Source organism: bacterium (assembly GCA_035371905.1).
Taxonomy (GTDB): domain Bacteria; phylum Ratteibacteria; class UBA8468; order B48-G9; family JAFGKM01; genus JAMWDI01.
Window position 1 is genome coordinate 1 of sequence record DAORXQ010000070.1, and the last position, 9000, is coordinate 9000.

The 9000-nt window shown below is 30.1% G+C and carries 12 protein-coding genes; 2 read left to right on the plus strand and 10 right to left on the minus strand.

All coding sequences use genetic code 11. The annotated features are described in order from the left end of the window. Positions 1 to 165 precede the first annotated feature (165 nt). From PKV21_07375 to PKV21_07420, 10 genes are read right to left on the minus strand one after another with little or no spacing between them, the layout of a single operon-like run. Positions 166 to 798, minus strand: a complete 633-nt coding sequence (locus PKV21_07375; protein ID HOM27310.1) for a hypothetical protein — start codon at positions 796 to 798, stop codon at positions 166 to 168. Between the two features lie 4 nt (positions 799 to 802). Next, entirely contained in the window at positions 803 to 1027 is a 225-nt protein-coding gene (locus PKV21_07380) for a hypothetical protein (GenBank protein HOM27311.1), read from the minus strand. Positions 1028 to 1085: 58 nt separating this feature from the next. Further along, positions 1086 to 2318, minus strand: coding sequence for a N4-gp56 family major capsid protein (locus tag PKV21_07385; protein ID HOM27312.1), 1233 nt, complete (start codon positions 2316 to 2318; stop codon positions 1086 to 1088). Positions 2319 to 2330: 12 nt separating this feature from the next. Further along, complete coding sequence (locus PKV21_07390; GenBank protein ID HOM27313.1) at positions 2331 to 2957, minus strand: hypothetical protein; 627 nt, start codon at positions 2955 to 2957, stop codon at positions 2331 to 2333. A 20-nt stretch (positions 2958 to 2977) separates the two neighbouring features. Next, on the minus strand, positions 2978 to 3235 hold the full coding sequence (locus PKV21_07395; protein HOM27314.1) for a hypothetical protein: 258 nt from the start codon (positions 3233 to 3235) through the stop codon (positions 2978 to 2980). Between the two features lie 29 nt (positions 3236 to 3264). Further along, complete coding sequence (locus PKV21_07400; protein HOM27315.1) at positions 3265 to 3507, minus strand: DUF5659 domain-containing protein; 243 nt, start codon at positions 3505 to 3507, stop codon at positions 3265 to 3267. Continuing rightward, the gene (locus PKV21_07405) at positions 3482 to 5341 is read right to left on the minus strand and encodes a portal protein (GenBank protein ID HOM27316.1); all 1860 of its coding nucleotides are present in this window, start codon (positions 5339 to 5341) and stop codon (positions 3482 to 3484) included. The genes PKV21_07400 and PKV21_07405 overlap by 26 nt, the downstream gene beginning before the upstream one ends. Then, positions 5341 to 5571, minus strand: a complete 231-nt coding sequence (locus PKV21_07410; protein ID HOM27317.1) for a hypothetical protein — start codon at positions 5569 to 5571, stop codon at positions 5341 to 5343. The genes PKV21_07405 and PKV21_07410 overlap by 1 nt, the downstream gene beginning before the upstream one ends. 37 nt (positions 5572 to 5608) lie before the next feature. Next, on the minus strand, positions 5609 to 6982 hold the full coding sequence (locus PKV21_07415) for a terminase family protein (GenBank protein ID HOM27318.1): 1374 nt from the start codon (positions 6980 to 6982) through the stop codon (positions 5609 to 5611). After that, positions 6963 to 7349 carry a hypothetical protein gene (locus PKV21_07420; protein ID HOM27319.1) on the minus strand — a complete coding sequence of 129 codons (387 nt, stop codon included), beginning with the start codon at positions 7347 to 7349 and terminating at the stop codon, positions 6963 to 6965. Before PKV21_07420 ends, PKV21_07415 begins: the two co-directional genes overlap by 20 nt. Positions 7350 to 7435: 86 nt before the next feature. On the opposite strand from PKV21_07420, the gene PKV21_07425 reads away from it, so the two are divergent. Further along, positions 7436 to 7843 (plus strand): hypothetical protein, encoded by a 408-nt coding sequence (locus PKV21_07425; protein HOM27320.1) that lies wholly within the window; start codon positions 7436 to 7438, stop codon positions 7841 to 7843. After that, on the plus strand, positions 7840 to 8181 hold the full coding sequence (locus PKV21_07430; protein ID HOM27321.1) for a hypothetical protein: 342 nt from the start codon (positions 7840 to 7842) through the stop codon (positions 8179 to 8181). The genes PKV21_07425 and PKV21_07430 overlap by 4 nt, the downstream gene beginning before the upstream one ends. Positions 8182 to 9000 lie beyond the last annotated feature (819 nt).

The window sequence follows — 9000 nt, forward strand, 5'->3', positions numbered from 1 at the left end:
TAGGAACTTCAAGGTATAACTTATACCCATCCCTTTTTTTTAAAATACCTTTTGCCAAAGGAACTAAATTTTTAGTTTTAAGACAGGTAGATAAAGAACCTCGTAATGGATGATGTAATAAATCAACTCCATCGGTAAAATCTGGAATTTGATAGTATTCCATTTTTATAATCTAAAATTATACTTTTTAACTCTATACACATTTTTGCTTAAATTTATTCTCACATTTCCATCTAAATCCAAAGTATCATTTCTTCTGAACTCATTAAGCATTTTATCCAATTTCATTTCCTCAACTGTGCTATCTAACCTATCATATTGTAAAAGGTAAATATAAGCCACCTGCTGAATAATCTTATCTGGTAAAAATACTTCATCATCTTCTGTTAAATCTGAATAAAAAGAATAATATCTCAATCGCAAAACATAATCTGTATTAGGATAAGGATAAAAACAAAGTTTTCTCTGGGGATAATCAACAGCAATCATAGTAGGAATACCATATATTTCTCGTTTTCCTTCAATATCTTTAATATCGTAAACTCCTAAATAGTATTGTAAGTTATCTTTTATTAAAACTGCATTTTCAATCTTATTATAATCATCAGGTAAATCAACATACTTACTACCAGAAGCAACAGGTATTTCAACAACTTTTTTCAACTCATTATATTTAAAGTTTTTACTCTGGTCTTTAATCCAAGCAATAGTACTATTAAGAACATTTTGGTAAATATCCTCATCTTCGTCAGCATTACCCTTTTTTAAAACCACTAAAATATTATCTTTAATAGTCATTTTTTTAACCCTTTATTCTACCAATTTCCTTATCAGGATGAACTTCTTCACTCTTGATATGCTGTTTTTCCCACTCAATTTTTTCATCTATATACTTTAAAGTAGCAATAAAATTTTCGTCTCCTTCAACTTCTCCTACATATTCAACACCATTTATTACAACAACATTTTTCAACTTATATTTAACTTTCTTATCTTTCTCATCTTTTTTTATTATTATCTTTTCCATCTATCCTCCTTTCTTGTTAAGGGAGAGAGGGAATACCCCCCTCTCCCTTTAACTCATCTTAAAACGCAGAAGCACACTCAATTTTGGTAATAAAGTCCTGATTAAGAAGTATTGTCTTAAAGAACGCTTTCCATCCTGTTTTTCTCCTCTGTGCAAGTGGGTCGCTATCACTTGCTCCTGCTGGTGTAGTATATCTTTCAACTTTTGCAAGGTCAGTAATTCCGTATGCTCCTTTACCAATAATAAATACATTATGAACTGTTACATCTGTTGTAGGAGCAACAGGAGCAAGGTCTCCATCAGGATTTAAAGCAGTAATAACTACATTTGCATCTGGCTCTTGTAAAGAAGCAACTTTCCTCTTTGTAGAAGCACTTGCTCCTACATAAACATCATACAAATATCCTGTATTAGAAGGCATAGTTGCTGTTATCTTTCCTGCTCCACTACTTGTAGAAATAGTTACTGACTTATCTTGAGAAATTAACTCCTCAAATCCTGTAAGAACATTAACTCCAACAACAGAAACAGAGTAAGTTCCATCTGATAAACTTCCACCAGAAGTTGATCCAGTAGCAGTAATAGCCGCAATTCCTGTGTAGTTCTGAACAAAACTACTTCTTACCCATCTTACACCCATCCATTGTCCTATTTCACCTGCATACAACGCTTTAATATTTGAGTATTGAGCCGCAGGAACAAATGTACTATCTCCAATAATATCCATTTCAACAGATGGGTCAACAATTCCACCAAAATATTCTCCATCTATAGGTTCTGCTCTTCTATTTCTTAAAAACGCCACTGCTTTCTTAATCAATCCTGTTGAAATAACATCACTTGCAGTTATCTGACTTCTGGCTGTGCGTGTAGATGGGTAAAATACATTCCTTACTCCTTGTAAAACTCTCTGAATTTCTCTATCTCTTGTTTCAGAGTAAGCAATAGCCAACATTTCCTGTGCAATTTTTAAAACAGGATGGTAAAGAGTTAATTCAGCAACATCAGTCAGAGTAATATATTGTCCCCACTGCTCGCATACTCCTGTAACCTGACTGATTGACATCGTGCTTCCAGTAGGTGTTTCTCCTTCTGTAAGGGATGTTAACGGGAGAGCAATTCTTTCATACCTTACTGCTTTCCATATTTTACCAGAGCCCTGTTCAAAACCAAGTTTATTAGCAAAATTTTCAAACCTTAAATACCTCTGTGCTATTTTTAATAAATCTTTCTCAAGATATTCTCTTATATCAAAAGAAAGGTCAGAACTTTTAACAATTACTTCTGGCATTTTACTCCCTCCTTAAAACTTAACATCTTTAAGTTGTTCAAGTTGTTCTTCAAGGGTCTGCGGTTTAGGAGGAACTTTCCGAACGGACTTACTTTCAGGAACAGGTTTAGGTTTTTCAGTAGTTGTTTTAGGTTTTGTAGTTTCCACAGGTTTTGTCATAACTTCTCTTGCTTTAAGCATAAGGTATATCTGTTCTCGGGATAAATTTTGACCCTGTTTTCTGAAATTCATAAGTTCTGCTTCAATCTGTGGCTCATATTTAGAGTAATCTGAATACTTTTGATTAACTCTCATTTTATCGTTTTCATCATACATATGAGCCAGAGCCATTTTAAGAAGATTTAACTCTTGTTTTAATTTTTTAACCGCAGGGTCATAATATTCTTCTTCCTCTGGTGTTGCTTGATTAACCTGTGGCTGCCGTATCTGTTCCTGAAGTGCTTTAATAGTTTCTTCATACACTTTCAGCCGTTCGGTTAGTTCTCTTATTCTTTCTTCAGCCCTTGAAGAAACCTTTTCTCCCTCTGGTGGCGTAGAGGGAACTTCATTAACAACTTCGCCACCTTCATTTACTTCGCCACTATCGGGCGTCATAGTGGCATTTTCTAATTCTTCGCCCTGAATAATTTTGTCTTCCATACTTCCTCCTTTTTCGGTTTTTACGAGCCGAAACTCGGTTTATTTTTTAGTTTTTTATCTTCAACCTCTTTATTTCTGGCATAAATTACTTTTAATTTTTCTGGTAAATTAACCAATTCCTGATAAACTTTTACTTTTTCTTGTAATCTAATAATCTCTTCTAAATCAGTAGAATTAACTAAAGCATTTTTACATTCTTCTATTTTTTGTTTTATATACTCTTCAACTTCTTTCCAGGGATTATTAACCAACTTACTAATTTTTTCTTCCCAATTCATTTTTCTCCCCTTTTAAAAATATATAATTGTTAAAAAGTAAGAGTTTTTAAGATTTTATATTCCTGAACAAATTCTTTAGCATTAACTACAATCTCTCCATTTATCCAATCTTTAATAACTTCATCTATTTCAGGGTCTTTTTTAAAGTAGAAAAATACAAACCTCTTTTTTGTTTTTATATGTCTTAAAATTTCAAATCCTTTACACTTTAAAAGAGTAGCAAGCCATATGTCTGTGATAAGGATTTCATTTTCTTTCACTTCTTGTTCCACTTTCACCTCCCTGTTGTAATTGCTGTTGTAAAGTCATTTTTTGTCTTAAATTATTAAAATGTTGTTGTATATGTCTGGTAAAAATTCCAAAAATAGTTTCATCTTCCTGATATTGTTTACTTCTCTCATCGTGTAAGAATATATGAGATACATCATCATCAAGAATACTAACCTCAACTTCTTTCCCTAAAGCCATAAGTTCATTTTCTTCAAACGGGTCTTTTACTTGCTGATTTTGAGGAGTTTTAATTATATTATCAACATCAGTATTTCCGAGAGATTTCCAGATTTCTTTAATTATGTATTGCCAATTTATTTGTCCACCTAAAATTTCCTGTGGAATTTGAGAAAGAATTTGCATAAATAACATTAACTGCTGGTTTTTAACATAAATATTCATAGATTGTATTGTTCCTATCCACCTGAAAGAATATTCTTTTTCTAAAATCCTTGTTTCTTCTTCTTTAATATTTAATTTAAAAGCAAGTTCTCCTAATATCTTTTTTAATTTAATTTTTGAGATATAAAGTTTATCCATTAAAAAAGTTTTCTTCATTAAAGGAGTTAAAAATTGAACCTCAATATCATTAACTATTGTCTGAATAAAAGTTGACATAGTTTGAGTATAAGCAATAATTTCTGTTGCTGTCTGTCTTTTAGTAGGAAGAGGTGTAATAAGCCCTAAATTTGAATACTCATCTGTTAAATTCTTTAAATACTGAAAAGTTAAAAGTCCTTCATTTAAAATACTTGGTGGTCTATCAAAAATTACTCCATCAGGTTCACACTGCCATATAGCACCGGGGGCATAAATTAAACTATCAATACTTTGAACTTTTGCAGGGTCAACTTTTGCAATTGGGTTTTGAACTAAAATAGCATTATCAAGCATTATATTTATCAAGTCATTAAGCATAAATTGTAGATATTGAACTTGTGAATAATGAGAAGCACCATAAAAAGAGTTTGGTATTTTATGGAATTGAATTGCTAAATATGGTTTAAAATCTTCAAAATCTCCGTCATCAGTATTTACAAAATAAGGAGATGGAGTTATCTGTATAATAGTTTTACTTGAAGGTTCAAAAGAAATAATATAAGGCATTAACCTATCATCTTCATTAAATCTAACTTTTGTATAACACTCAATAATTTCATAATAAGGTAATTCCTGATATTGTTTAACATACTTTTCTTCGGTTAATCTTTCTTTCACATCAGCACTTCCAAGAGGTTTAATTTTTTCAACATTTGTATATTTCCCAATTTCCGCCATCCTCTCTAACTCGTCTCTATCTACGATAATTCTTTCAAAAGTTATTAAAGCGTCTTCAATATCATCAGCAGTTTCAGGATAAACATAGAAATCATTTTTAAGGTCAAGAATTTTAAACTTAATACTATCTTTTTCCCAATATAGTTTTGCTACTGCAGTTCCTTTGATTAACATTTCTCTCAAAAGGGACTTAAAATAAACAGGAATTTTCATCTCTTCAAAAAACTGATATTGAAGCAACTTTTTAACAGCGTCAGCATATCCTTCAGGAGTTCCAGGCATAGGAAGTATCATAAAATTATCACCATAAGGGAATAACTTACTTGTTATTTCATTTATTACATCTTCTGTTTTCTTTCTAATAATAGGGACAATAACTTCTGAAATTAAAGGATTGTATTTTTGATATTTTTGAGTTTTTAATCTCCAAATATTATCCCATCTATCCCACTCATCCTCCAGCCATTTTCTCTCATTTTTTACATCCTGATAAACATCAATCAAATACCTAACTTTTTTAACATAATCCTCTCTATCAGCATAATTAACAATTTCCATTATTCTCCTTTTTGGATTTGATTAACAACTGCTTTAAACTCTTCAAATTTAGAAATAGGGATATAAATTGCTTCTTTAAAATTCATAACTTTCTTTTTTCCGATATATCTAAACTTATTCAACTTTATATACTCTCTTCCTTGTGGAGAAACAGCGTAAGAAACAACTATCCCACCATAAGCAGAGAATTCTATTTCAGTTAAATCTTCTACTTTCCAATTATCTTCCATTACTTCCCTCCTTTATAAAATATATTATTTTTCTTGCTTAAAACTCTTTGTTCCCTCTTGGTAAAAATCTTGGTAATCCTACTTTTAAAACAGAGTATTTAAAATCAAGTAAACAAGCCCATCCTATACAATCAAGTGTATGGTCATTTCCTCGTTCAGGAAGTCCGTTTTTCTTATAACTCCAAGTAGATAATTCTCTTATTGTGTTAAGTAAATTATTAAAAATAAAAATCCTTCCTGCTTTAAAAAATGTTTTAACTTTATTTATCTTTGTTCCTATTTCTGTTAATGGTGCTTTACATAAATTATTTATTCCTGCTTCAATATATGCTCTAAAATCAGAAATATTTGTCTGTGGATTAGTTTTATCAACAGTTGGATCAATGTAAGTTTTATAAATCTTTTCTTTCCCTGTTAAAGCAATTATGTTTTTTACATTTTCGTGAATAATTAATCCTCTCTCATAATACTCTCTGTAAAAGTAATAATTGTTATTCGGGTCAACAGCCAGCCATAAGCAAACAGTAGGGTCATTTATTCCGTGATCTATAAACCTGAATTTTATCCAATTATCTGGAATATGGAATGGATGAATTAAATGTTTTCTCTTATCAAACTCTTGATATATTAAACCTGCTAAAAATAAAAACTTACCATATAACCTTGCCTGTAATTCTTCTTCTGAATAAATAGTTTTTAACCTTTCAAGTTCTCCTTCTGGAAGATGTGTTAAGTTTTCAAAAGTGCTTCCTTCAAAAACTTCAAGTTCAGGGTCAACAAATTGTCTTAAATAAATCTTCTCATACATCCAAGTTGAGTAAAGCGGTGTAATAGTTATCCATAAATCTCCTTTCTGGTCTATTGTCCTCATAAAAATTTCTCTAAAAATCTCTTCTGGACAATCTTCATCAATAGCACAATACCTTATACTCGCTCCTGTAAACTTCTCAACAGGACTATCACACGACTTACAATAAATTTCACTTCCATTATTCAAAACTATTATTTGTTCTCTCTTGAAAAACTTTTTAATATTACTTCCTAAAAATTTCCTTAAATAAGGGAGCATAACATTAGCCGTAACTCTACTATCAGGACATACAACCCAACCAATATTCGGGACTTTAACATTTTTAACAGGGTGAATACCAAGAGCAAACCGACAAACTTCATACGCAGATAAAACACTTTTACCTGACCTATTTCCAGCAAAAATTACTCTAAACCTTTTAGAACAATTTAAAAACTCTTCTTGAAATCCTTTATTGGGCTTAAATGCTAAAAAAGGGTTCTCCTCTAATTCACTCTTAATTTCTCCAATAATTTCAATCAGTTTTTCTAACTGAACTCTACCCTTACTTAATGCTCTTTCCTTCCTTCTTTTCTCTATTTCAATTGGTATTTTTTCCATCTTTTATTCCAAGTGCTTCTTTAACATCTTCTACTAACTCTGGATATTCCTGTTTTATGTTTTCAAGTAATTCTTTCAGTTTCTGTTTTTTCTCCTCAATATTTTTTCCAGAAAAAGATAATTTTGGTGCTTTAAAGGAATAAACAATATCAACTAAAAGAGGTAAAAGCATAGCAATTGTTTTCGGGGAATATTCTTTTAAATCATCCTGCTGTAATTTAAGCAAAATCTTTGTCATAATAACACTGGCAGTTTCTTTCAATACTCTTTCCCACTTCTGTGGATTTCTTATAATCTCCCTTAATTCCTTTAAATTTAAATCCTCTAACTTTACATCCTCTAAAATTGGTTTTGGTCTTCTCCCCATTTTAAAATATATAATGTCAAAAAATAGATACTCTTGACAAAATCTTAACAAAAAGATATAATATATTCTAAAATTAAGGAGATTTTATGAACTCAACTTCACAAAAACTCGGACTAAACGATATAATAAACTACGCCTATAAACAATTCCGCATATTGTCAAAAAAATATCAAAAGAAATTTAATCTCCAATACGATGAAATTTCAGAGATGGAAAGTGTTTTTCTTCACGACCTCGGGAAATTAATAAGCAGTAAAGAAAAAATTGAGTTTATGAACCATAATACCTATTGGAAAAAATACCTTAAAAAGTTAACTCAAAATTCAATAAGAATTTATCTAAATGTTAAAAAGAAAAATAAAGACATCAAAGATAAAGTTATTAAAAACTCAATTATTTTACAAAATCCACCAACTTTTAATGAAGAGATAGAAAACCTGCTTTCCGAAGTTAAAAATGTTTTAAAATTCATCAGAGAAAAAATATTAGTATGAATAAGGGGAATTATTACAAGAAAAAAACAAAAGAATTCCTTGAAAAACAAGGTTATGTAGTTGAATACCTTGAAAAAATACAGAGAATTTATACAAAAGGAAAACTTATTTTTGTTAAACGGGATTTGTTTGGAGCAGATTTAATAGCATTAAGTAAACAAAAATGTTTATTTATTCAGGTTAAAAGCGGTGGAAAAAATACAGGAATAAATATTAAAAAAGCAATTGAAGAATTTAATAAATATCCCTTCCCTGATTTTATTGATAGATGGATTGTTGTCTGGAAAGAAAGAGTTAAAGAACCTGAAATAATTGATATTAAAGAGATATTAAAATAAATATAAAACATAAAAATTTTTAAGTTTTTTTATTTTAACTCTTGATTTTAACCTGCTATTTAATCTTTTATTTAACTCTAATTTCGGCTTTTTAACACCTTTTTTAAGGCATTTTTACCCTGAAATTTTTATTATTTGTCATAACCAACAGGCGGGTGTGCGGGATGGCAGGGGTGGGGGGATGGGTCTGGTCGGTTTAAAATTTGGTTGTTTTTTGGCTCTAACTCAAAAAATAAGACAAGATTTTTATCGGGTTAATGATTTAATATTAACAAAAATTTTTTCTGGTCTTTAAATTTGAAATTTTACTCATCAACTACTTTTAAAGGATGGATAACATAGGGGTATGGGTATTCTGGAAGATTTAAGTTATTAATAGTCAAGAAGTTAAAGTTATCTAAAAAGTTAACATAATTTTTATTATCCGACATTATAATCTAGAAGCAAGGAATATCAAGGGTTTTCAGAATTTACTCTCAAAAATCAAATAAAACTATTGAAAATAGTTGGTCTGGTGCTCTTCTGGATGGTAAAAAGTTAACATAAAGCAGGAATTTAAAATGCTTGATAGACAAGGGATTTCACAGAAAAGTTAACATAAAATGCGAGAGGCATAACTTTCAGTCAACTGTCAACTCTACTTTTTCTCAATCAAACTACTACATATAGTATTTTTTTAAAATAAAAACTACAACTTGTATTTTAAAAACAAGATAGAATGTATTTTTTCAGGACTTCTGGTATATTCTAAATAGACAAGTATGTCTAAAACTTGACAAAAATATAAAAATAAGGTATAATATATACAGAACAAAAAAA